The sequence below is a fragment of the Pseudomonas sp. C6002 genome, assembly GCF_013385805.1.
In the GTDB taxonomy this organism is placed as follows: domain Bacteria; phylum Pseudomonadota; class Gammaproteobacteria; order Pseudomonadales; family Pseudomonadaceae; genus Aquipseudomonas.
The window spans coordinates 107,090-130,110 of the sequence record NZ_JACAPH010000045.1; the positions used below are offsets into that span (position 1 = coordinate 107,090).

Genomic DNA, 23,021 nt, shown 5'->3' on the forward strand with positions numbered 1-23,021 from the left:
ATCTGGGGAACTTGCCGGGACCGACAATACTCAGGATGAAAACGGTCTTCCCATTGCCCAAGACCTGCCCCTTCCACTGTTCGGGAACCTCCACTATGTCAGCCGCCCCCTCCACCATCCTTGTAGTCGAAGACGACGCCATCGTGCGCATGTTGATCGTCGATGTCCTCGAAGAGCTGGAGTACCAAGTGCTTGAAGCGGCCGATGCCGAAGAAGCCTTGAAAATTGTTCAAGACACCGACCAGACCATCGACCTGATGATGACCGACGTCGGCCTGCCGGACATGGACGGCAAGCAACTGGCCCTCAAGGCCCGCGAAATACGCCCCGCCCTGCCCATCCTGTTCGCCAGCGGTTATGCCGAAAATATCGATTCGCCAGCCGACATGCAGGTGATCGGCAAGCCGTTCTCGATTGATCAGTTGCGTGACAAGGTCAAATCCATACTGCCCGTCTGCTGAAGCCCCCCTATTCCCCAATGCCGTTACACAGTGACGGCATTCCAATGCAGTCTGCGCCCAGCGGACGCCTCCGTGATCGCGACCACAGCAAACAACTAATTCTTTCGATTGACTAGCGAGTGCGGAATTTACTGCTAGCGTCAAACGACATGTCCTACACGTAATAGTGAATAAGCACAGCCCCCTAGCCTTCGCAAACGCGCTATCGGGAACATCACCAGGGAATTGGGGAGTGGTCATGCTCAAGTCATCGTATTTTCCAGCAGCTGTGCTGGTGGCTTCGGTGTTGCCTGTGATTTCGGCCCAGGCCGACAACGCCGACACCGCCAACAAGAGTAACAACCCGCTGAACCTCGCGCCGGGAGCGAACCTGCAGGATTACTACACGCCCAGGCTGTTCGACAGCAACGCCCACACCAATGACACGCTGCTGCGCGGCACATTGCCGATTGCGCCATCGGATTTCATCGGTGTCCCTCAGTTACTACGCGCCACCCTGCCCATCAGTACGCGCCCCGACCCCCACAGTGGCTACACCACCGGGATCGGCGACCTGAACCTGTTCGATATCTTCCTGCTCAAGACCGATGGCGTGCAGTTGGGCATCGGCCCGCAAATCACCGCACCTACCGCCGAGCACGATGAATTGGGCACCGGCAAGTGGCAGGCCGGACTGGCGGCGGTGGCCATCGACGCCTCGCCCCGCGGCTTGCTCGGCGCACTGGTGCAATACCAAAGCTCGTTTGCCGGGGACAGTGACCGCGCCCATGTCGAAAGCGCGACCTTCCAGCCGTTCATCATTCACAACCTGCCCAAGGGCTGGTACCTGCGCTCTACCGGCACCTGGACGTTCGACCTGAAAAACGACACCCATTACATCCCTATCGGGTTCGGTGCCGGCAAAGCCTGGAAATCCGGCAGCAACATCCTCAACGCCTACCTCGAACCGCAATGGACCGTGGCCCGCAAAGGCGATGGCCTGCCGCAGTTCACCCTGTTTGCCGGGATCAACGTCACGTTTGGGAAATAAGGATATTTTATGCGTGTTCTGATTCGTAGTGCCGGGTTCTGCCTGTTAACCCTGACCGCCGCTGTACAGGCACAGACCCTGGACACCCGCATCGGCCCGATCACCATGGAAGGTGAACTGCCGGCCCACAGCGAAATCGCCAAACTGTATGGCGAGCTGGATTTCCAGCAGGCTACCCAGAGTTTTCTCTGGGCCCTGCCGCTGGTGTCCTACGCCCAATGGCAGGACGAATTCAGCGCCAAGCTTGGCGCACGCAGCGGCGATTTGATGGTACTGACCACCTACGAAGACAAGCTCGGCGTGATCACGGCCAACGCCACCACACCGTATATCCTCGGCTTCGTCGACCTCAACGAGACCGGCCCGCTGGTGATCGAACTGCCGCCAGGCCCCACGGCCGGCGGGATTGGCGACTTCTGGCAACGGGCGATCATCGACATGGGCCAGACCGGCCCCGACCTGGGCAAGGGCGGCAAGTACCTGGTGTTGCCACCCGGCCAGGAGCCACCCGCAGATGCCGGCAAGTATTACCTGGCCAAATCGGAAACCATGAACGTGCTGGTGGGTTTTCGCGTACTCGACCCCGACCCGGCCAAGGGCAAGGCGCTGGTTGAGCAATTCAGGATGTACCCCTACGCCCAGCGCGCCAACCCGGCGAAAACCCGCTTACTGTCTCCCGGCGGCAAGCCCTGGTCCGGCACCCAGCCGCGCGGCATGGCCTACTGGGAACGGCTGCACGGGATTATCCAGAAAGAGCCCGTCAACGAGCGTGACCGCTTCTATATGGCCATGTTGTCCAGCCTGGGCATCGAAAAGGACAAGCCGTTCAACCCCAACGACCGCCAACGCCAGGCCCTGGAGCAAGGCGCACAAATGGGCGAGTTGATTGCCAAGGCCAATGCCTTCGCCAAACGCTTCCCCCAGGCCCAGTACTGGAAAGACCGGCAGTGGGACACCGTGCTCAACATCGCCGAACCGTCCCAGCGCGTTACCTACTATGACCAGCTCTGGGAACGCAGCGCCTGGTTCTATGAAGCGGTCACCAACACCAAAGGCATGGTTTCCAAGACCCCCGGCCTGGGCCAGACGTACCTCGGCGCCTATACCGACAACAAGGGCCAATGGCTCGACGGCGGCAAGGCCTACACCCTGCATGTCGGCGCCAACCCGCCGGCCAAACAGTTCTGGTCGATGACCGTGTATGACATCGACAGCCGCTGCCTGATCGACAACCCACAGCGTAAAGCGGACCTGTCTTCACGCCAGGATTTGAAGAAAAATGCCGACGGATCGATAGATCTTTACTTCGGACCGCACGCGCCAAAAGACTTCGAGAGCAACTGGGTGCAAACTCTGCCCGGCAAACACTGGTTCAGCTATTTCCGACTGTACGCGCCGACTGAAGCCTACTTCGATAAAAGCTGGAAACTCGACGATATCCGACTGATTCAGTAAGGACGCAACAACATGATTCGAAAACCGACGCGCCTGCTGTTGGCGAGCCTCTCGATTCTCATGAGCACCGGCGCCTGGGCCGATTTCACCGCTACGCCGAGTGAAGCCAGGGCCATCGCCAAGGAAGCCTACCTTTATGGCTTCCCCGTGGTGGAGATGTACAAGACCCTCTACACCCAGGCCGTCGACAAGACCGGGCCGAACTACAAGGCGCCGTTCAACCATATCGGCAACACCGCGCAGGTGTTCACGCCCAAGGACACTGCGTTCGTTACACCGAATTCGGACACGCCCTACTCCTTCGTCTGGCTCGACCTGCGCGCCGAGCCGGTGGTGCTGACCCTGCCGAAGATCGAGGACAACCGCTACTACTCGGTGCAGTTGATCGACCTCTACACCCAGAACTTCGGCTACCTGGGCACCCGCAGCACCGGCAACAACGGTGGCCACTACATGATCGCCGGCCCCGGCTGGAAAGGTCAGCAGCCCACCAATATCGACCGCGTCGTGTACAGCGAAAGCAACATCGCCTACGCGCTGTACCGCACGCAATTGTTCGATGACAAGGACCTGGCCAAGGTCAAGCAGATCCAGGGCGGCTACAAGGTCCAGACCCTCAGCAACTATGTGAACCAGCCGAAACCGACCAAGCCGCCGAAAATCGCCTGGCCCAAGCCCACCCCGAACATGAGCGACAGCGTGCACCTGTTTCGCTACCTGAACTTCATGCTGGGCTATGCGGCGCCTCAGGACAGCGAGAAAGACGTGCTGGCGCGTTTTGCCAGGATCGGCGTCGAAGCCGGCAAGCCGTTTGACCTCAAGGCCCTCACCGTCGAGCAACGCAAGGCCCTGGAAGACGGCATAGCCGACGGCAAGGCCGAGTTTGCGGCGTTCAAAAAGGACAAGGTCGATACGCACCAGGTAACCAGCGGTGACCTGTTCGGCAGCCGCGATCACCTGCAGAACAATTACCTGTACCGCTACGCCGGCGCCAACATGGGCATCTTCGGCAACTCCACCGACGAAGCCGCCTACCTGAGCTACTTCGTCGACAGCGAGGGCAAACCGGCCAACGGCGCACGCCACAGCTACACCCTGCATTTCGACAAGGGCCAGTTGCCACCCTCCGATGCGTTCTGGTCGCTGACCATGTACGACGCCAAGACCAAGCTGCTGGTGCCGAACCTGAAGAAACGCTACCTGCTCAACTCGCGGATGCTGCCCAACTTCAAGCTCGATGCCGATGGCGGCCTGACGCTGCTGGTGGCCCACCACGAGCCACCGAAAGCCGAACAAAGCAACTGGCTGCCAGCACCGCCCGGCCCGTTCTACGCGGTATTGCGCATTTACCTGCCCAAGCCCGAAGTGGGCAACGGCCAATGGAAGCTGCCACCGCTCACACCGATCAAATAGCGCCTGGTCACGTAGTACCGCTGCACCCTGACATCAGGCATTTACAAGGAGTAGAGCCATGGTTTCACGTAGTCAATTGAGTGCGTTTACCGCCGCCACGCTGGCACTGATGCCAGGGATAGGGTTTGCCGACAATGCCAGGGATTGGCAGAACACCCCGACGGATCTGAACATGGTGTTCGGCTACTACAACCGGGTCGACACCAACACCCCGATCGACACGACATTGCCCATCAACGGCCTGTCGTTGAACGCCGACCTCTACCTGTTCCGCTACGCCCGTTCATTCGGCATCGACGGGCGCAACAGCGCCATCCAGTTTATCCAGCCGTACGCCGACGTTTCGGCGTCGTTCGACAACGCCCAGTTTTTCAGTGGGACCAAGCGCAACGGTGGCATGGGCGACACGCAGATTGTGTTCGCCCATAACATCTTCGGTGGCCCGGCATTGACCGCCGAGGAATTCGCCAGTTGGAAGCCCGAGACGTTCCTCACCGGTGCGCTGTGGATGACCATGCCCACCGGCGACTACGATAAAGACCGCATCATCAACATCGGCTCCAACCGCTGGGTGTTCAAGCCCGAACTGGGCTTCGGCACCCCGATTGGCCCGACCTGGCTCGAAATCAACACCTACGTCTCGCTGTTTGGCGACAACAAGGATTACCACGGCGACAGCAAGCTGGAACAAAAGCCGCTGTATGCCATCGAGGGTCACTACAGCTACACCATCAACCGCGCACTCTGGGTGTCGCTGGACGCCACCTACAACCGCGGCGGAGAAAGCAGGATCGACGGCGACTGGCAAGACAACAAACAGGAAAACGGCCTGCTGGGCGCCAGCCTGGGTTTTATGTTGTCACCCCAGTTTGGCGGCCTAATCGCCTATAACGACACGGTCTCCGAGCGCACCGGTTCACCCGATGTGAACACCTGGACCTTCCGCCTGCAGTACGTCTGGTGAGAGCCACCTTCACGGAATGAACGGAGTGCGCCATGTCCCGTATTCATCTCGCGCGTCTATTGCTGGCAGGCTTGCTGCTCACCCCTCACACCGTTTTGGCCGACGAGCTGGAACCCAAGGCCCTCACCGCCCTGGAGCAGATGGGTGGCTACCTGCGCAGCCTGCAGCAGTTTCGCATCGACGCCCACAGCCACACCGACCAGGTGCTGGAGAACGGCCAGACCATCGAGTTCAGTCACCAGACCCGCCTTGCAGCGATGCAGCCGGACAAGCTGCAAGTCTCGGTGGAAAGCGACGGTGAGCGCCGCAGCCTGTTCTACAACGGCCAGCGCTTTACCCTGTACGACAGCCGCAGCGGTTACTTCGCCAACCAGGCGGCACCGGCGAATATCGGCGGGTTGCTCGATCAGTTGAGCGAACGCTACGGCATCGAGCTGCCCCTGGCCGACCTGTTCCGCTGGCATCCCGGCACCGCCAAGGAGGTGGGCATCAGCAACGCCGTACTGATCGGCAGTGAAACCATCGACGGCCAGACCTGCACCCACTACGCCTACCGCCAGCCGGACATCGACTGGCAATTGTGGATTCGCCAGGGCGCGCAACCGCTGCCCTGCCGATTGGTTATCAGCCGCCGCGACACCGCCGAACACCCTCGGCACAGCGTCAACTACCTGTGGCAGCTCAACAGCCCGCCCAAGCCTGCCGACTTTGAGTTCACCCCGCCGGCCGGCGCCCGCGCGGTGCCCCTGCAACAGTTGGAGCCTCAGGGAGAACAGCCATGAAAAGCATGGCGGCGGTGCTGACCGCGACTTTGCTGCTGACGCTGTTCGATCCGCTGGCGGCCCAGGCCTGGCAACTGCGCGGCGGTGGTGGCGCACGCACGTTTGTGGTGCCCCATGGCGGCGGTGGCGGTTACCGCCCGCCCATGCCGGCGCCGCGCCCGATGCCTGCACCACGGCCGATGCCACCGCACCCGGAGCCCCATCCACAACCCCATCCACAACCAGGACCTCATCCTGAGCCGGGGCCGCATCCGGGGCCCGGGCCACAACCGGGGCCACATCCTTACCCGATGCCACCGCCTCCTCCGCCCCCACCGCCGCCCCCTCATGGCGATGACTGGTACCACCCATGGGCCACCGCCGCGGTGGTCGGCGCGACCACGGCGACCCTCCTCGCCATCGGTACGCGCGTCACCACGGTGCCGGTGGATTGCGTCTCGGTGGTCGCCAATGGCGTGGCCTACCAGCACTGCGGGCCCACGTGGTACCAGCCGCAATACGTCGGCAGCTCCGTGCAGTACATCGTGGTCGCCGCGCCCTGGTGACCCATCGTTTCAAGGATGATTGTGATGACGACGCTCAACGATTTAACCGCCCTGCAAGCCAGCATCGGCGAAAGCGTGCTGGGTCAGGACCAGGTCATCCGGCAGATCCTCATCGGTCTGCTGGCAAACGGTCACTTGCTGCTGGAGAGCCTGCCGGGGCTGGCCAAGACCCGCACGGTCAAGGCCCTGGCCCGGCACCTGGATGCGAAGATGAGTCGCATCCAGTTCACCCCCGACCTGCTGCCCTCGGACATCACCGGCGCCGAGGTGCTGCACCAGGTGGATGGCCAGAACCAGATCCGTTTCCAGCCAGGCCCGTTGTTCGGCAACCTGGTCCTCGCCGATGAAATCAACCGCGCCCCGGCCAAGGTCCAGGCGGCCTTGCTCGAAGCCATGGAAGAACGCCAGATCACCGTAGCCGGCGCCAGCCATCCGCTGCCCGAGCTGTTTATCGTGGTCGCCACCCAAAACCCCATCGAACAGGAAGGCACCTACCCATTGCCGGAAGCGCAGATGGACCGGTTCCTGATGAAAGTCCTGCTGGATTACCCCAGCGCCGACAACGAAAGCCAGGTGCTGCGGCTGCTGCGTGAAGAAGAACAGCATGCCGCCACAGCGGCGACCCGGGGCTTCACCCTCGCCCCCGAAGTGATCTTCGCTGCCCGCAAGGAGGTCAGCGCGATCCAGGTGTCCCCCGCCATCGACCGCTACTTGATCGACCTGGTCAACGCCACCCGCCATCCCGCCGACTACGACGCCGACCTGGCGCGCTGGATCAGCCTCGGCGCCAGCCCCCGTGGCGGCATTGGCCTGGACCGCGCCGCCCGTGCCGACGCCTGGCTGCAAGGCCAGGCCTTCGTCACCCCGGACAACGTGCGCACGGTGGCGCACCCGGTGCTGCGTCACCGCCTGCAATTGAGCTACGACGCGGTGGCCGATGGCGTCACGGCCGACGAGGTGCTGGACCGCCTGCTGGATAAAGTGGCGATCCCGGCATGAACGCCGACGGCCTGGTCTACGTGTCCCTGGGGCAGTTGATGGCCCTGCAGTTCCAGACCCGTGGCCTGAGTTTCGTCGCGCGCCAGCCCCAGGGCAGCATCCTCGCCGGCAACCATGCCTCGCGGCTGCGCGGGCGCGGCTTGAACTTCGATGAACTGCGTCGCTACCAGCCCGGCGATGATCTGCGTCACCTGGACTGGCGCGCCTCCCTGCGTACCGGCAAACCGGTGATCCGCACCTTTACCGAGGAGCGCGACCGCCCGGCGCTCATCGTGGTCGACCAGCGCATGTCGATGTTCTTCGGTTCGGTGCGCAGCTTCAAATCGGCCGTCTCCGCCGAATTGGGCGCGCTGGCGGCATGGATGGTGTTCAACGCCGGCGACCGGGTGGGCGGGCTGGTGTTCAACGATGAGCACATCGACAGTGTGGCGCCCTTGCGCAGCCGCAAGCGCGTCGAAGCCTTGTGCAGCCGCATCGTCCAGCAGAACGCCGCATTGAGCGCCGGCAACCCGGACCATGAAGCCGACGGCCAGCTCGACAAGGTGCTGCAACGGTGCCTGGCGCTGGCCGGGCATGACCACCTGATCTGCATCATCAGCGATTTCGCCGGGGCCGGTGACCGCACCCTGCAATTGATGCGGCAACTGTCGGCCCACAACGATGTGATCGCCCTGCAAGTCTATGACCCGCTGGCGTTGAACGTGCCGGATAGCGGGCACCTGATGGTCACCCAGGGCCAGTTGCAGGTGGAACTCGCCGTACAGAAACGCCAGGTGCGCCAACCCCTGGGGGACTTTCTTGGCGGGCGCCTAAAGGACGTCGCCAGCCTGCTGCGCCGCAGCCAGGTGCCGCTGTTGATGATCAGCACGGCGCTGCCTGCAGTTGACCAACTGCGCGATGAGCTGGGCCGGCGCAATGGAGCGCGGCGATGAACGCCAATGTGCCGAGCATCGAACAACTCAAGGAGCTGGGCCTGCCGGCGCCGGTCAGCTACTGGCCGCAGACGTGGGGCTGGTGGGTGCTGCTCGGTTTGCTGGCGATTGCCCTGCTGGTGCTGGGCGTCCGCGCCTGGTTGCGCTGGCGCCGCAATACCTATCGCCGCGAAGCCCTGGCGCGCCTCAACGTGATCGAAGACCTGCGCGAATTGCCGGAACTGCTCAAGCGCGTGGCCCTGTCGATGCCCCTTGCGCCCGAAGAACACCAGCGCGTGCCAACCTTGAGCGGGGCCGACTGGCAGGCGTTCCTGCTGCGCCATGGCGGTACGCCGCTGCCGGAGGATTTCAGCCTTCAACTGGCGAGCCTGGCGTATGGGGCAGCCGATATGTCAAGCGCGCAACGTGAACAGTTGTTGGCCCGGTGCAAAGCCTGGGTGGAGCATCACCATGTGGCAGCTTGATTACCCCTGGCTGTTGCTCCTGCTGCCGTTGCCGTGGCTGGCCTACCGTTACCTGCCGGAATACCGCGAAGCCCGCAGCGCCGTGCGTGTGCCGTTTTTTGCCAGCCTCAGCCGGGCCGTGGGCCAGACGCCCGCCGCCAGCGGCATCCGCAGCAATCGCCTGCAATTGCTGCTCAACCTGCTGGTGTGTGCGCTGCTGGTGTTGGCCATTGCCCGCCCGGTGTGGATCGAAAAACCCATCGAACGCCAACAGCCGGTGCGTGACCTGATGCTGGCCATCGACATCTCGCAGTCCATGGAAACCCAGGACTTCACCGACGCCAATGGCCAGAAGATCAACCGCCTGGCCGCCGTCAAACAGGTGGTGCAGGGCTTTATCCAGCGCCGCAAGGACGACCGTATCGGCCTGATCCTGTTTGGCAGCGGTGCCTATCCCCAGGCGCCGTTGACCCTCGATCACGCCAGCCTGTCGCTGCTGCTGGATGACAGCGGCATCGGCATGGCCGGGCCCAATACCGCGATTGGCGATGCCATCGGCCTGAGCCTGAAACTGCTGGACCAGGCCCATGAGCAAGAGAAGGTGCTGATCCTGCTCACCGACGGCAATGACACCAGCAGCGCGATCCCGCCCGATCACGCGGCCTCGATGGCGGCGGCGAAGGGCGTGGTGATTCACACCATCGGCATTGGCGACCCGGGCGCCTCGGGCGAATCCAAGGTCAACCTGAGCGCCCTGCAACAGATTGCCGAGGCCACCGGCGGGCGCTATTTGCGCGCCGAAAACCGCGACACCCTGGACCAGGTCTACGCCACACTCGACCAGATCACCCCGCATCAGGTGAACACCCTGAGCCACCAGCCCAAGCGTGATCTGTTCTGGATCCCACTCGCGGCAGCCATCGCCGTGCTGGCGCTGTATCACCTGATCGCCGCTTTGTGGCCGCATCTGGGACTGCGCCATCGGGAGGTCCGCGATGGCGTTCAACCTCAGTGACTTCCACTTCCTGCGCCCGGGCTGGCTGCTGCTGGCGTTGCTCGGCCTGTTGCTGCCGCTGCTGTGGCGCCGCAGCAAGGATCTGCAACGACGCTTGCGGGGCAATATCGCGCCGCACCTGTTGCCACATTTGCTGTTGACGCCGACTGATCGCCATCGCCTGCGGCCGGTGCATCTGGTCAGCGCACTGCTGATTTTCGGCGCACTGGCCAGTGCCGGCCCCACCTGGGAACAGGACCGCCCCGACTTCCTGGAAAACCGCGCGCCGCTGATCATCGCCCTGGACCTGTCACCGTCGATGGACACCGCCGACGTGCCGCCTGCCCGGCTGCAAGCTGCCAAGCACAAGTTGCAGGACCTGGTGCAGCGCCGCCAGGGCGCGCGTACTGCGTTAATGGTGTATGCCGGGAGCGCGCATCTGGTATTGCCGCCGACGGACGACCCGGCATTGCTCGACAGCTTTATCCAGGCCCTGGCCACCGACCTGATCAGCAAGCCCGGACGGGATGTGGCCGGAGTGATCGACCAGTCCAAGCGTTTGCTCGCGGCGGAAAACGCCCCCGGCAGCCTGTTGCTGATCACCGACGGCGCCGACCTCGCGCAGCTGCCGCAGCTCAAACAACACCTCGCGGACAGCCCGTTGCAGGTGCTGGTATTGGCGGTCGGCGTGAACTTCGATGCCGACGCCTTGAAGCAACTGGCCGCGGCCACCGACGCGCCGCTGGGCAGCCTGACCCTCAACGATGACGACCTCGACTGGGTAGAACTGCATGCCCAGCAGCACTTCCAGAACGCCGATGAACAACAGCGCAACCTGCAATGGAAAGATGCCGGCTACTGGCTGTGCTGGCCGCTGCTGCTGTTGGCGTTGTTCAGCGTGCGCCGGGGCTGGAGCCTGAACTGGATGGCGGTGCTGGTGCTGGGGGCGTTCCTGCAACCTGCGCCCGCCGAGGCCAATGCCCTGACCGACGCGTTCTTCACCCGCGACCAGCAAGGCCGCTGGGCCTTCGAACACCATCACTACCCCGCCGCTGCCGCGCTGTTTGTCGACCCCTACTGGAAGGGCGTCGCCGCCTACAATGCCGCCGACTACGACCTGGCCCTGGCGACCTTCGCCCAACTCGACACCGCACAGGCCGCGTTCTACCGGGGCAATATCCACGTGCGCCGCTTCAAGTTCGACGACGCGATCACCGCCTACCAGCAAGCCTTGCAGCAGCAACCGCAGTTCCCCGAAGCCAGCACCAACCTGGCGCTGGCGTTGGCCCTGAAGAAAGACACCGAGAACGCCTCGGACAATGCCCCCGAGGTCAAGCCTGATGCGGTCAAGTTCGACAAGGCCGCCGGCAAGGGCAAGAGCAAGGCTATCCAGACCGAACAGGCGAGCAACGACGCGCTGTGGCTACAGAACCTGACAACTTCCCCGGCGAACTTCCTGCGGCGCAAGTTCAGCCTGCAGGACCAGGGAGCCCAGCCATGAACCGGCTCTGCTGGCTGTTGCTGCTGGTCGCTGGCCCGTTGTGGGCGGCCGAACCGCAATTGAAAGTGCAGGCGCAACTGGTGCCTGGCAACAACGTGGTGGTGGGCGAACAAGTGCAATTGCAGGTCGATGTATTGACCGACACCTGGTTCACCGCCGCCGCCAGCCTGCCGCCGCTGCAGTTGCCCGGCGCGCGGGTGCAGGCGCCGGACAGTGAATCCGAACACGTCAACCAGGTGCTCGAGGGCAAGACCTTCTACGGCATGCGCTACCGCTATCGCATCACCCCGTCCGTGGCCCAGACGTTCAACATCCCGGCCCTGACGGTGCAGGCCCAGCCCGGCCAGGCCAGCGCACCGTTGAGTGCGCAAACGGCGGCGCTGTCATTCCAGGCGACCCAGCCGCCGGGGTTCGAACCCGGGGAAACCGTGTTGGTGGCTGACGGGCTGCGCCTGACCCAGGCGGTCACCACCACACCGCTCAAGGTCGGCGACACCCTCACCCGCACCCTCACCCTGCAAGCCGACAACACCCCCGGCCTGTCACTGCCGCCACCTGACCAGGCCCAGGTAAAAGGCCTGCGTCGCTACCCGCAGTCGCCGGTCATCGGCAACCTGGATGATGGCCGCGGCAACATCACCGGCGGCCAACGCATCGACCGGCAGGTGTACCGCGTCGAACAGCCCGGTCACTACCAACTGCCGGCGATCAGCGTGAAATGGTGGGACAGCCGCAACCATCGCCTGCAACTCACGCGGGTGCCCGAGATCAGCATCGAGGCGCAAGCCGCAAGTGCCTACACCCCGACGTTTTCCATCGCCGAGGACCTCAAGCAACTCGGCCAGCACAGCTGGCAACTGTCACGGCACGGCATGGCCTGGAGCGCTGCCCTGGTGGTGCTGGTACTGGCCGCGTACCTCGTGCATGGCCTATGGCCACAGGTCCCTCCCCTGTGGCGACGTGGCTACGAGGCGTTGCGCTGGCGCTTTCGTCGACTACGCTTGCTACCACTGAACCCCCGTCGCGAAAAGGATTTCCCATGACGTCCCTGCGTTGCGTCTTGCCCCTTCTGCTGCTGATAAGCCTGCCTGCGCTGGCGGCCGATCCGCTGCCCTCGTGGAGCGAAGGCGCGAACAAACAACACATCATCGAATTCGTCCGGGCCGTGACCGCCGAAGGCTCCAGGGACTATGTAAAACCCGCCGAACGCATCGCCGTATTCGATAACGACGGCACCCTGTGGACCGAACAGCCGGCCTACTTCGAGGTGCTGTTTGCCTTCGACGAAATCAAGCGCCTCGCCCCCCGGCATCCCGAGTGGAAAACCACCCAGCCATTCAAGGCCGTGCTCGACAACGATCACCAGGCCCTGGCGCAAAGCGGCATGGAAGGCCTGCTGAAAATCATCGGCGCCACCCATACCGGGATCACCACCGACGCCTTTATCGACAACGCCAAGACCTGGCTCGCCCAGGCCCGTCACCCGAAAACCGGCAAGCCCTACACCGAGATGATCTACCAGCCGATGCTGGAGATGCTCGACTACCTGCGCAGCCAGCAATTCAAGACCTACATCGTTTCCGGCGGGGATACTGCCTTCATGCGTGCCTTCGCCGAAGTGGTCTACGGCGTGCCGCCGGAACAGGTGATCGGCTCCAACTTCGTCACCGCGTTCCAGATCAAGGATGGCGCCCCGCAGGTCCTGCGCACCGCCAAGCTCGCCCACAACGATGACGGCCCGGGCAAGCCGGAAAGCATCGACTCGATCATTGGCCGCCGGCCGATCCTGGCCTTCGGCAACTCCGACGGCGACCTGCAAATGCTCCAGTGGACAGCCGCCGGCCAGGGCAAACGCTTCATGGGCCTGGTGCACCACACCGACGCCACGCGCGAGTGGGCCTATGACCGCAACTCTCACATCGGGCGCCTGGACAAGGCGCTGGATGAAGCCAGGACAAAAGGCTGGACCGTGGTGGACATGGCAACCGAGTGGAAGCGCATCTACCCGTTCGAGCCGGCTGTGCAACAGCAGGTGCAATAAGAAAAGACGTCGCGAAGGACTGTAATAAACGTTGGTCGCAGGCAATGCGACTCAAGCCGAGAAAGGAGCAAGTCATATGACTCGCCTACGCAAGTGGCTGCCGAAACTCGCCCTGGTGGCGGTATCGGTGATGGGGGTCTCGGCATCAGCCTGGGCCGCCGACAAGCCGAATATCCTGGTGATATTCGGCGATGACATTGGGCAAACCAACATCAGCGCCTATTCCATGGGCGTAGTGGGTTACAAAACCCCGAATATCGACCGTATCGCCAAGGAAGGCATGCTGTTCACCGACTACTACGCGGAGAACAGCTGCACCGCCGGGCGCTCATCCTTTATCACAGGCCAGACGCCGTTGCGCACTGGCTTGTCCAAGGTGGGCATTCCCGGTGCGCCGGTGGGCCTGCAAAAACGCGATATCACCATTGCCCAGGCGCTCAAGGGCCTGGGCTACTCCACCGGGCAATTCGGCAAGAACCACCTGGGCGACCGGGATGAATACCTGCCCACCAACCACGGCTTCGATGAGTTCTTCGGCAACCTGTACCACCTCAATGCCGAAGAAGAGCCAGAGCGCCCGTACTGGCCCAAGGACGATGCCGACTTCGTCAAGGCCAACACCCCGCGCGGGGTGATCCACAGTTTTGCCGACGGCAAGATCGAAGACACCGGCGCCCTGACCACCAAGCGCATGGAGACCATCGACGACGAAACAACGGCCGCCGCCCAGGCGTTCATCAAGAAACAGGCCGAAGCCAACAAGCCGTTCTTCGTGTGGATGAACACCACGCGCATGCACGTGTTCACCCACGTGCGTGACTCGATGAAGGGCCAGAGCGGCATGCCCGGCAACGAGTACGCCGATGGCATGCTGGAGCATGACGGCGATGTGGGCAAACTCCTGCAAACCCTCGACGACCTGAAGATCGCCGACAACACCATTGTGGTCTACACCACCGACAACGGGCCGAACCAGTTCTCGTGGCCGGATGCGGCAACCACACCGTTTCGCAACGAGAAAGACTCCAACTGGGAAGGCGCCTACCGGGTGCCCGCGATCATCCGCTGGCCGGGCAAGATCAAGCCTGGTGAAGTCTCCAACGAAATGGTCTCGGGCATGGACTGGTTCCCAACCCTGCTGGCCGCCGCAGGCGATGCGGACGTCAAGGACAAGCTGCTCAAGGGCTGGGCTCCGACGGCGGGCGGTACCAACTTCAAGGTGCACCTGGACGGCTACAACCAACTGCCCTACCTGACCGGCCAACAACCCAAAGGCGCACGTAACGAGTTCTTCTATTTCAACGATGACGGTGCACTGGTGGCAGTGCGGTTCGACAACTGGAAGGTGGTGTTTGCCGAACAGCGCCAGCCGGGCGGTTTCCGGGTGTGGAGCGAGCCGTTCGTGCAACTGCGGGTGCCGAAAATCTTCAACCTGAGGATGGACCCGTATGAGCGCGCGGATGTGGTGTCTGACCAGTATTACGACTGGAGCACCAAAAACATCTACCTGGGTGCGGTGGCGGTGACCAAATCGGCGAAGTTCCTCGAGACGTTCATCGAGTACCCGCCGAGCCAGAAACCGGCCAGCTTCAGCATCGACCAGATCCGCGAAGCCGTGGACAAGAAGATTGCGGAAAAAATGAAGGCTAACCCGGCGCAATAGCCGTAGGCGCCGCGCTTATGGGTGGCGCCCAACCCGTGGCGAGGGAGCTTGCTCCCGCTGGCTGCACAGCAGCCCCCATCCAGACAGCGCGGTTTTTCAGGTAAGTCGCGGTGTCTGGCTTTGGGGGCGCTTCGCACCCCAGCGGGAGCAAGCTCCCTCGCCACACTTTGATCGGTATTTCCATAAGGCTATCTGCAATGTCGTCACGCACCGCCAGCAAACCCGTTGCACTGGCTCACACCTCAACCACGCTGATTCCCGCCTTGCTGCTGTTCATCTCCGGCATGGCTGCCCTGGTGTACCAGGTGCTGTGGATCAAGCAACTGTCGCTGGTCGTGGGGGTGGAGGTGTACGCCATCACCACCGGCATCAGCGCGTTTTTTGCCGGGCTGGCATTGGGTGGCTGGCTGTTCGGACGCTGGGCCGATCGCCTGTCACGCCCGCTGCTGCTGTACGCAATCCTCGAAATTCTCGTCGCCGTGCTCGGCGTGGCTGCCACCGTGGCCCTGAGCATGGCCGCCAGCCCGTTTGCCTGGCTGGAACAACAGGTCGGCCTGCTGGCCTGGGTCCTGCCATTTGTGCTGGTGGGCATCCCGGCCCTGCTGATGGGCGGCACCTTGCCGGTGCTGGTGCGCTCGCTGGACATCGACCCCAAGGCCCTGGGCCAGGCCGGTGGCCGCTTGTATGCGGCCAACACCGCCGGGGCAATTGCCGGCACCTTGCTCAGCGCCTTCGTGCTGATCGCCACGTTCGGCGTGCGCGGCAGTGCCCTGGTGGCCGCGATGCTCAATCTGCTGGCCGCCGTCGGCGCGCTGTTGTATGTGCGGCATCACACGCCTGCGCCGACCAGCCACACCCGCAGCGCGCAACCGGCGCGCCTGGCCCTGGTGCTGTACGCCGTCGCCGGTGGCGTGGCCCTGGGTTACGAGGTGGTGTGGTCGCAGTCCATCGTGCAGTTCATGAGCACCCGCACCTATGCGTTTGCCGTGGTACTCGCCACGTATCTGGCCGGGCTGTTTATCGGCAGCCAGTTGATGGCGCGGCGGGTCGAGCGGGTCCGCGACCCATGGGGCATCTTCGGCCTGCTGATCGCCGGTGCCGGGTTGGTGGCCTTGCTGGAAATCGCCCTGCTGGGCCGCTGGCTGGTGCTGCTGCAAACCCAGGCCGAAGCCCTGGTGCTGAGCCTGGGCGGCGCCGAACTGCCGGGCATGAGCGCACGCTTTGCGGTGGCAGCGCTGTGCATCGTGTTTGTGCCAACCCTGTTGCTCGGCGCAGCCTTTCCCCTGGCCCTGCGCTTGAGCGTGGGCAGCGAGCACGTGGGCCGGGATGTGGGCGCGGTGGTGGCATTCAATACCCTCGGCGGGATTGTCGGGGTGATGTTGTGCGGTTTTGTGCTGATTCCCTGGCTTGGGCTGGTGCGTACCCTGGGCTTGCTCGCGGTGATCGCGGGTGCCGTGGGCGATATGGCCGTGCGTCGTGGCCACGGGGTGAAAAAAGGCCGACGCCAGGCAGTAGTCGCTCTCGGTTTGCTGTCTGTGGCCGTAGGTTTACTGACGCCCGTGGATCGCCTGGCCAAGCTGCTGCCCGGGGCACGCAATGCGAGCCTGGCGTTTTACCAGGAAGGTCGCGGCGCCACGGTCGCCGTGGTCACCCAGGGCCAGGGCGCCCGCAGCTTTCAGCGCCTGTACATCCAGGGCGTGTCCAACACCGGCGACGCCATGCCATCCCTGCGCTATATGCGGATCCAGGCACTGCTGCCGCTGCTGATCCATAACGGCGAGCCCCGCTCGGCGCTGGTGATTGGCTTTGGCACCGGGATTACCGCCGGGGCCTTGCTGCGTTATCCCGGGCTCGAGCACCGGGTAGTCGCCGAGTTGCTGCCATCGGTGATCCAGGCGGCGCCGCTGTTCAAGGGCAATTTCAACGCTGCCAGTGATCCGGGAGTGGACGTGCGTCTGCGGGACGGTCGCCAGGAACTGCTGCGCAACCCGCAGGCGTACGACCTGATCACCCTCGAACCACCGCCACCGTCGGCGGCTGGCGTGGTCAACCTGTATTCCCGCGACTTCTACCAATTGGCTGCCCGGCGCCTGGAGAAAAACGGCCTGCTGGCCCAATGGCTGCCCCTGCCGACGCAAAACATCGAGGACTCACAGTCCCTGGTGCGCAGCTTCCTCGACGTGTTTCCGTACGCGACGCTGTGGACCAGCGAATTCCACGAAATGCTGCTGGTGGGCTCCATGGAGCCCATCGAACTGGACGCCACGCGGATTCGCCAGCGCTTTGAGCAACCGACCGTCAGCAGCGCCCTGAGTGATGTAGGCATAGATTCCGCGGCAACCCTGCTCGCTACCTGGGTCACCGATCGCCAGGGCCTGGAGCGTTTTGCGGGCACTGCGCTGCCGGTCACCGATGACCAGCCGCGTATCGAATACGCACCGTGGGTACGCAGCAAAGAGATCGCCCGGGTGCTCCCGGCGCTGCTGGATCTGCGGGTGCCTGCGCCATTGCTGAGTGCGGACCCGGCGTTCACCCGTACCCTGTCCAGCGAACAGCAGCGCCTGATGCAGTTCTATCGCGCCAGCCTGCATGCCTATGACGGCGATCGCACCGCCTGGGGCCGGGATATCCAGGCGGTGTTGCAACAAGACAGCGCCAACCCTTATTACCGCTGGTTCATCGGCCAGTAGTCGGGGGCTCATGCGGCCCGGGGCGCGAACCCCGGGCCTGACACATCAGCGTTTCAGCTTCAGATACGACTGGTGCAGGTCCGACGCCCAACCGTCGATCACGCTTTTCACGTCATCGGCCTTCATCACCTGGGAGTCGTTCGACAACGGCTTGCCGGTGCCTTTACGCACGACCTGGGCGATTACCTTGCCGCTGTCGCCATCGAGGAATTGGGCCTCGGTGCCCAGGGTGGTTTCCTGGTCACGAATCCCGGTACCGGTGCTGACCGCAGCGGCCACCAGCGCGACAGGAATGTACTCATACGGCTTGAGGCTTTCGGTCTTGCTGCTGACGGCCGTGATGGCCGCCCGTACTACAATCACGCCCGGGCCAGGCCCGTTGGCCAGTGGCAGGGACTTTTCCAGCTCGCGCTTCAGCGCCTGGTTGTAGTAGGTGTTGATGCCCTGCAAGGTGCTTTCAGGAATCCTGGTGGTGGCTTGTGGCTTGGGGTAGAACTGGGTGGGCTCGATATACACGCCGGTATAACGGCTCAGGTTCAGGTTGGGGTCCACCCAGCGCATCACGTCAGCGCCCGAGGGGGACTTGGCTTCCTTCAGGTTGCTGTAGTCGGAGAGAAACCCGGAATACTCGTCCGGCTGCGTCACCTTGCTGGAACACCCCATCACCCCGATCGAGGCAATGCACACCGTGCCGATCATTAGTCCTAGCTTCATCGTCGAACTCCCTGGTTGTCATCGAAGGAACGTTGAGCTGTAGGTATAGCCAACTCTGGGAAAATAACCCGGCAGACAACACAGGTTGTGGGGTATTTCACAGCGACTATTTGACAGGCAAGCGCCCAACGTCAAAGCTGCACAGAGCTTAAGCGCGCCACCAGAGCGTCAATGCATCGGACATCGGAAGTCGTAATGCCCAAGCCTGACAATAAAGCCGTACCTCGCCGTGATTCCCCCAGTCGTTACCTGTATCCCGTACTGATCGCCCTGCTGCTGTTGGCCATGGCCGGAATCTGGTTTTTCCTCCAGGCCGGCACGCCTCGGCTGCCAGTGGCGGCGCCTGCCCCCGTGGTCAAGCCGGTGGCCGTTCTGCCGCCTGCAAAAATGGTCGATGAGCAGCAGTGCCAGGGTTGTCACCAGGCACAGGTCAAGGACTGGCAAGGCTCGCACCACAAGTTGGCGATGCAGGTCGCCACCGCCGAGACGGTACTGGCCGACTTCAACGATGTGTCCTTCAGCAGCGAGGGTGAGACCACCCGGTTCTCGCGCCGGGGCGATGAGTTCTGGGTCAACACGCCCGGCGCCGACGGCAAGGCGGCGGATTTCAAGGTCGCCTATACCTTCGGCATCGCGCCATTGCAGCAGTATTTGATCGAGGTTGGCGACGGGCGCTTGCAGGCCCTGGGCGTGGCGTGGGATACGCAAAAGAACCGTTGGTTTCACCTCTACCCCGGCCAGGGCGTGAACTTCAAGAACCCGCTGCATTGGAGCAAGCCCAGCCAGAACGCCAACTTCATGTGCGTGGAGTGCCACACCACCGGCTACAAGCGCAATTTCGATGCCGCCAAAAACAGCTTCGACAGCCAGTGGAACAGCCTGGGCGTCGGCTGCCAGGCGTGCCATGGCCCGGCGTCGAACCATGTGGAGTGGGCGGCGAAAAAAGGCGATCTGCTGCACGCGGGCTTTGCCGTGGACTTGAAAGACAAGGACGCCACCTTCGAGATCGAGACCTGCGCCCGCTGCCACGCCCGCCGCGCGCCACTGGGGGACGGCTATACCGTCGGCAAACGCCTGATGGACGATTACCTGCCCAGCGTGCTGACCCGCGAGCTGTATGCGCTGGACGGCAAGATCAAGGATGAAGTGTTCGAACACGGCTCGTTCGCCCAAAGCAAAATGGCCGACAAGGGCGTGCGCTGCAGTGACTGCCACAACCCCCACAGCGCCGAACTGAAAGCACCGGGCAATGGCCTGTGCCTGCAATGCCACAACACTGCGGGCAAAACCGCCGTGGCCACGGTGGATGGTCGCGGGTTGCAGGCCAAGAACTACGACTCCCCCGAACACACCCGCCACGCGGCCGGCGAGCCCGGTTCGTTCTGCGTCGATTGCCACATGCCCGGCAAGTTCTACATGGGCAATGACTTCCGGCACGACCACAGTTTCAGCATTCCCCGGCCCGGGGATAAGGTCAGCGAACAGTTCAAGCTCTGGAGTGCCAGCGAGCCCGAGCATGCACCGCGTTACGCCGAAAGTATGCTGCTGATCCGGGGTGGCCAGCCAGGCGCGGCGCAAGCGCTGTATGACCAGTTGGCACGCAACAACCTGCCGGCAATCCAGCGCGCGACGCTGCTGGCTGAACTGCCGAACTACCCGAGTGAACAGGCGTTGAAACTGGCGACCAGGGACCTTGGCAACCCGGCGCCGCACGTACGTGAGAGCGCAGTGCGGGCGATCAGTGCATTCCTGCCGCCGCCTGAACGGGTAGCGTTGTATGGGCCGTTGCTGCGGGACCCGGTGCTGGCGGTGCGGATCATTGCCGCCCGTGACCTGCTGAGCGCCTCGGGCCAGGGCCTTGGGCCGGACTGGGACAAGGCGATCGCCGAGTACGAAAATGTACAGTTGAGCTTGCTGGAGCGGGCCGAAGCCAATCTCAACCTGGCGATGCTGTACCAGGCCAGCGGTCGCGGCGACAAGGTAGAAGCGCAACTGCGTACCGCGTTGCTGCGGGACCCGGATTTCTTCCCGGCGCTGGTGACCCTGGCGCAATGGCTGGAGGCCAACGGTCGTGCCGAGGAGGCACGGACGCTGGTGGCGGACAACCTCAAGCAGCACCCCGAGGCGGGACTGTTGCAGCACACCCAGGGGTTGATGCTGATTCGCGCCGGGGAATCGGCCAAAGCCATGCCGCACCTGCGTGAAGCGGCGCGACTGGAGCCCGCAAATCCGCAGTACAACTATGTACTGGCGGTGGCGCTGCATGACAGCGGGCATGTGGATCAGGCCTGTGAACAACTGGAAAAGCTGTTGGCATTGCAGCCGTATAACCGCAATGCGCGGCTGTCGTTGATCCAGTACTACCTGGAAAACGGAAAAGAGCCCAAGGCGCAGGTGGTGATGCAGTCGTGGAAGAAGCTCAACCCAGGAGATCCGGCGTTGAAATAAACCGGCCTGGGCCGGCAGCCGATTAACAGTCTTTGACAGTTTCCCGACAAAGCTCACAAAGACTCATCGACGGCCCGCCCCTAGCATTCGAGCATCCAAACCACCCCTCGGGTGCTCATCATGTTTCGCACATTGCGCAGTATTCCGCTGCTGGGTTGCCTGCTGGGCAGCCTCGGCTGCCACGGCCAGCCGCCGGCCCCGCCGCCCATTCCCAAGGGCGACTACAGCGCAATTATCCGCTACCTGCAAAAACGCATTCCCAGCGAAATGGCCAGGCAAAACATACCCGGCCTGTCCATCGCCCTGGTCAACGGCCAGGAACTGATCTGGGCCCAGGGCTTTGGCCTGGCCGACAAGGCCCTGGGCAAACCCGTCACCCCCAACACCGCGTTCCGCGCCGGCGCCCTCTCCAAACTGCTGACCGCCACCGCCGCCCTGCAACTGGTGGAGCAACAGCGCCTGGCCCTCGACGCCCCGATCCAGGACACGCTGCGGGAGTTCTACGTACGCTCGCGCTTTCATTCCGACCAGGCTGCCGCCGACCGCGACATCACCCTGCGCCGCCTGCTCAGCCACCAGTCCGGCCTGCCCAGCGAACACCTGCGGGACGTGCGCAACACCTTCGCCATGGGCCAGATGCCAATGCGTATTTCAGGGGTTTGGCTGAGCACGCCACCGGGGACCCAGGTGGCCTATTCCAACCTCGGCTACGCCCTGGTCGGCGCCGCCATCGAACGCAGCAGTCGGCAGGATTTCGAAACCCGACTGCAAAGCAGCCTGCTCAAGCCCCTGGAGATGAACCAGTCGAGCTTCGTCGGCACCGGCGCGCAACCGGGCTTTCGCGCCCGGGGTTATGCAGGCGGCACCGTCAGCGCCGACGCCCAGGTGCGCGACCTTGCGGCCGGTGGCTTGTGGAGCAGCCCCAAGGACCTCAGCCACTACGTGCGCATGCTCTTCGCCCGGGGCCTCTATAAAGACAGACAGGTACTGGGCAGCCAGTCGATTGACGAGATGTTCAGCCAGCAAAACACCGGCAACGCCCTGGACTTCGACTGCCAGATGGGCCTGGGGTGGTTTCTCGCCCCTTGCGGCGATGAGCCGGTGGGCCCCGGCATTCGCACCTTCCAGCACAGCGGTGGCGGGGATGATTTCGCGGCGCAACTGACGATGCTGCCTGACCAGCAACTGGCCGTGATCGTGATGGCCAACGACAGCAACGCCGAAGAGATGGTGGTGTCCCTGACCACCGACACCCTGCGCCTGATGCTCCAGGCCCAGACCGGCGACCCGGTGTGTGCCGACAACTGTCAGGCGCCCGCCCACGGCCTGAAAATCCGCCAGGTGCCCGCCGCGATCGACCGCAGGCGCCTGGCGGGTTTCTACGCCACGGCCTGGGGCATTTTCCGTATCAAGGACGAAAACGGCCAGCTGTATGGCGAGTTGGCCGACACCCGTTTCGAACTGCTGCGCGACGGCCAGGGCTGGCTGCGGGCACAACAGAAGTTCCTCGGCTTCTGGCTCAAGGACCTCGGCGAACTGGGCCGTGTGCAGCTGGATGTGGTAACGGTGCAAGGGCGCCAGATGCTCACCGCCCGCAGCCACGGCCAACGCGTGCCGGTGGGCGAACGCATCGAACCGACCCCGCTGAGCAATGCCTGGGCCGACACCATCGGCACCTATCAAGTGCTCAACACCCATGAGCCCGACGCGCCCCTGAGCGGCATCAGCGTGCGCCTGGAAAACGGCTTCCTGGTGATCCGCGGCCAACTGCACGACGAGCCGCTGACCGACTACATCCTGCTGCCCGTGGACAACGCCCATGCGGTGCTGGCCGGCAACGGCTATGGCCTGGGCGATACCGTGAGTCGCCAGGTCAACGGCCTGAGCGCCTCCGGCTACCACTTCAAACGTACCGATTCTCCCCACAACCCCTTGAGTCTCTGACC

The 23,021-nt window shown here is 63.4% G+C and carries 19 protein-coding genes; 18 read left to right on the top strand and 1 reads right to left on the bottom strand.

What is annotated here, in order from left to right:
- The first annotated feature begins 95 nt into the window (after positions 1–95).
- From HX817_RS29280 to HX817_RS29355, 16 genes are all read left to right on the top strand, one after another.
- The gene (locus tag HX817_RS29280) at positions 96–461 is read left to right on the top strand and encodes a response regulator (protein WP_177042100.1); all 366 of its coding nucleotides are present in this window, start codon (positions 96–98) and stop codon (positions 459–461) included.
- A gap of 238 nt (positions 462–699) precedes the next feature.
- Positions 700–1,491, top strand: a complete 792-nt coding sequence (locus tag HX817_RS29285) for a hypothetical protein (protein ID WP_177042102.1) — start codon at positions 700–702, stop codon at positions 1,489–1,491.
- Between the two features lie 9 nt (positions 1,492–1,500).
- The gene (locus HX817_RS29290; protein ID WP_177042104.1) at positions 1,501–2,946 is read left to right on the top strand and encodes a DUF1254 domain-containing protein; all 1,446 of its coding nucleotides are present in this window, start codon (positions 1,501–1,503) and stop codon (positions 2,944–2,946) included.
- Between the two features lie 12 nt (positions 2,947–2,958).
- Positions 2,959–4,359 carry a DUF1254 domain-containing protein gene (locus HX817_RS29295; protein ID WP_177042106.1) on the top strand — a complete coding sequence of 467 codons (1,401 nt, stop codon included), beginning with the start codon at positions 2,959–2,961 and terminating at the stop codon, positions 4,357–4,359.
- Between the two features lie 58 nt (positions 4,360–4,417).
- Positions 4,418–5,323, top strand: coding sequence for a transporter (locus HX817_RS29300; RefSeq protein WP_177042108.1), 906 nt, complete (start codon positions 4,418–4,420; stop codon positions 5,321–5,323).
- Between the two features lie 32 nt (positions 5,324–5,355).
- Positions 5,356–6,105: a DUF2092 domain-containing protein gene (locus HX817_RS29305; protein WP_177042110.1), complete on the top strand. Its 750-nt coding sequence runs from the start codon at positions 5,356–5,358 to the stop codon at positions 6,103–6,105.
- Positions 6,102–6,650: a hypothetical protein gene (locus HX817_RS29310; protein ID WP_177042112.1), complete on the top strand. Its 549-nt coding sequence runs from the start codon at positions 6,102–6,104 to the stop codon at positions 6,648–6,650. The genes HX817_RS29305 and HX817_RS29310 overlap by 4 nt, the downstream gene beginning before the upstream one ends.
- A 24-nt stretch (positions 6,651–6,674) precedes the next feature.
- Positions 6,675–7,649 carry a MoxR family ATPase gene (locus HX817_RS29315; RefSeq protein ID WP_177042114.1) on the top strand — a complete coding sequence of 325 codons (975 nt, stop codon included), beginning with the start codon at positions 6,675–6,677 and terminating at the stop codon, positions 7,647–7,649.
- Positions 7,646–8,581 carry a DUF58 domain-containing protein gene (locus HX817_RS29320; protein WP_177042116.1) on the top strand — a complete coding sequence of 312 codons (936 nt, stop codon included), beginning with the start codon at positions 7,646–7,648 and terminating at the stop codon, positions 8,579–8,581. Before HX817_RS29315 ends, HX817_RS29320 begins: the two co-directional genes overlap by 4 nt.
- Entirely contained in the window at positions 8,578–9,045 is a 468-nt protein-coding gene (locus tag HX817_RS29325) for a DUF4381 domain-containing protein (protein WP_177042118.1), read from the top strand. Before HX817_RS29320 ends, HX817_RS29325 begins: the two co-directional genes overlap by 4 nt.
- Positions 9,032–10,039, top strand: coding sequence for a VWA domain-containing protein (locus HX817_RS29330; RefSeq protein WP_177042120.1), 1,008 nt, complete (start codon positions 9,032–9,034; stop codon positions 10,037–10,039). The genes HX817_RS29325 and HX817_RS29330 overlap by 14 nt, the downstream gene beginning before the upstream one ends.
- The gene (locus HX817_RS29335; protein ID WP_177042122.1) at positions 10,020–11,519 is read left to right on the top strand and encodes a VWA domain-containing protein; all 1,500 of its coding nucleotides are present in this window, start codon (positions 10,020–10,022) and stop codon (positions 11,517–11,519) included. Before HX817_RS29330 ends, HX817_RS29335 begins: the two co-directional genes overlap by 20 nt.
- Positions 11,516–12,562 carry a BatD family protein gene (locus HX817_RS29340; RefSeq protein WP_177042124.1) on the top strand — a complete coding sequence of 349 codons (1,047 nt, stop codon included), beginning with the start codon at positions 11,516–11,518 and terminating at the stop codon, positions 12,560–12,562. The genes HX817_RS29335 and HX817_RS29340 overlap by 4 nt, the downstream gene beginning before the upstream one ends.
- Positions 12,559–13,560 carry an HAD family phosphatase gene (locus HX817_RS29345; RefSeq protein WP_177042126.1) on the top strand — a complete coding sequence of 334 codons (1,002 nt, stop codon included), beginning with the start codon at positions 12,559–12,561 and terminating at the stop codon, positions 13,558–13,560. The genes HX817_RS29340 and HX817_RS29345 overlap by 4 nt, the downstream gene beginning before the upstream one ends.
- 76 nt (positions 13,561–13,636) lie before the next feature.
- Positions 13,637–15,223 carry an arylsulfatase gene (locus HX817_RS29350; RefSeq protein ID WP_177042128.1) on the top strand — a complete coding sequence of 529 codons (1,587 nt, stop codon included), beginning with the start codon at positions 13,637–13,639 and terminating at the stop codon, positions 15,221–15,223.
- A gap of 197 nt (positions 15,224–15,420) precedes the next feature.
- On the top strand, positions 15,421–17,913 hold the full coding sequence (locus HX817_RS29355; protein ID WP_177042130.1) for a fused MFS/spermidine synthase: 2,493 nt from the start codon (positions 15,421–15,423) through the stop codon (positions 17,911–17,913).
- A gap of 45 nt (positions 17,914–17,958) precedes the next feature.
- On the opposite strand, the gene HX817_RS29360 is transcribed toward HX817_RS29355, so the two are convergent.
- Positions 17,959–18,627 carry a DUF3313 domain-containing protein gene (locus tag HX817_RS29360; protein WP_177042132.1) on the bottom strand — a complete coding sequence of 223 codons (669 nt, stop codon included), beginning with the start codon at positions 18,625–18,627 and terminating at the stop codon, positions 17,959–17,961.
- 195 nt (positions 18,628–18,822) lie between these two features.
- Here HX817_RS29360 and HX817_RS29365 point away from each other — a divergent pair, with 195 nt between their 5' ends.
- Both HX817_RS29365 and HX817_RS29370 read left to right on the top strand, forming a co-directional pair.
- Positions 18,823–21,075, top strand: a complete 2,253-nt coding sequence (locus HX817_RS29365; protein ID WP_177042135.1) for a tetratricopeptide repeat protein — start codon at positions 18,823–18,825, stop codon at positions 21,073–21,075.
- A gap of 120 nt (positions 21,076–21,195) precedes the next feature.
- Positions 21,196–23,019 carry a serine hydrolase gene (locus HX817_RS29370; RefSeq protein ID WP_177042137.1) on the top strand — a complete coding sequence of 608 codons (1,824 nt, stop codon included), beginning with the start codon at positions 21,196–21,198 and terminating at the stop codon, positions 23,017–23,019.
- Positions 23,020–23,021: the final 2 nt, after the last annotated feature.

Bases quoted from the DNA above. Each gene is read 5' to 3' on its own strand.
- HX817_RS29335 (WP_177042122.1), top strand. From the start codon at position 10,020: ATGGCGTTCAACCTCAGTGACTTCCACTTCCTGCGCCCGGGCTGGCTG.
- HX817_RS29315 (WP_177042114.1), top strand. From the start codon at position 6,675: ATGACGACGCTCAACGATTTAACCGCCCTGCAAGCCAGCATCGGCGAA.
- HX817_RS29295 (WP_177042106.1), top strand. From the start codon at position 2,959: ATGATTCGAAAACCGACGCGCCTGCTGTTGGCGAGCCTCTCGATTCTC.
- HX817_RS29310 (WP_177042112.1), top strand. From the start codon at position 6,102: ATGAAAAGCATGGCGGCGGTGCTGACCGCGACTTTGCTGCTGACGCTG.
- HX817_RS29330 (WP_177042120.1), top strand. From the start codon at position 9,032: ATGTGGCAGCTTGATTACCCCTGGCTGTTGCTCCTGCTGCCGTTGCCG.
- HX817_RS29370 (WP_177042137.1), top strand. From the start codon at position 21,196: ATGTTTCGCACATTGCGCAGTATTCCGCTGCTGGGTTGCCTGCTGGGC.
- HX817_RS29340 (WP_177042124.1), top strand. From the start codon at position 11,516: ATGAACCGGCTCTGCTGGCTGTTGCTGCTGGTCGCTGGCCCGTTGTGG.
- HX817_RS29345 (WP_177042126.1), top strand. From the start codon at position 12,559: ATGACGTCCCTGCGTTGCGTCTTGCCCCTTCTGCTGCTGATAAGCCTG.
- HX817_RS29360 (WP_177042132.1), bottom strand. From the start codon at position 18,627: ATGAAGCTAGGACTAATGATCGGCACGGTGTGCATTGCCTCGATCGGG.
- HX817_RS29280 (WP_177042100.1), top strand. From the start codon at position 96: ATGTCAGCCGCCCCCTCCACCATCCTTGTAGTCGAAGACGACGCCATC.
- HX817_RS29320 (WP_177042116.1), top strand. From the start codon at position 7,646: ATGAACGCCGACGGCCTGGTCTACGTGTCCCTGGGGCAGTTGATGGCC.
- HX817_RS29305 (WP_177042110.1), top strand. From the start codon at position 5,356: ATGTCCCGTATTCATCTCGCGCGTCTATTGCTGGCAGGCTTGCTGCTC.
- HX817_RS29325 (WP_177042118.1), top strand. From the start codon at position 8,578: ATGAACGCCAATGTGCCGAGCATCGAACAACTCAAGGAGCTGGGCCTG.
- HX817_RS29290 (WP_177042104.1), top strand. From the start codon at position 1,501: ATGCGTGTTCTGATTCGTAGTGCCGGGTTCTGCCTGTTAACCCTGACC.
- HX817_RS29355 (WP_177042130.1), top strand. From the start codon at position 15,421: ATGTCGTCACGCACCGCCAGCAAACCCGTTGCACTGGCTCACACCTCA.
- HX817_RS29365 (WP_177042135.1), top strand. From the start codon at position 18,823: ATGCCCAAGCCTGACAATAAAGCCGTACCTCGCCGTGATTCCCCCAGT.
- HX817_RS29285 (WP_177042102.1), top strand. From the start codon at position 700: ATGCTCAAGTCATCGTATTTTCCAGCAGCTGTGCTGGTGGCTTCGGTG.
- HX817_RS29300 (WP_177042108.1), top strand. From the start codon at position 4,418: ATGGTTTCACGTAGTCAATTGAGTGCGTTTACCGCCGCCACGCTGGCA.
- HX817_RS29350 (WP_177042128.1), top strand. From the start codon at position 13,637: ATGACTCGCCTACGCAAGTGGCTGCCGAAACTCGCCCTGGTGGCGGTA.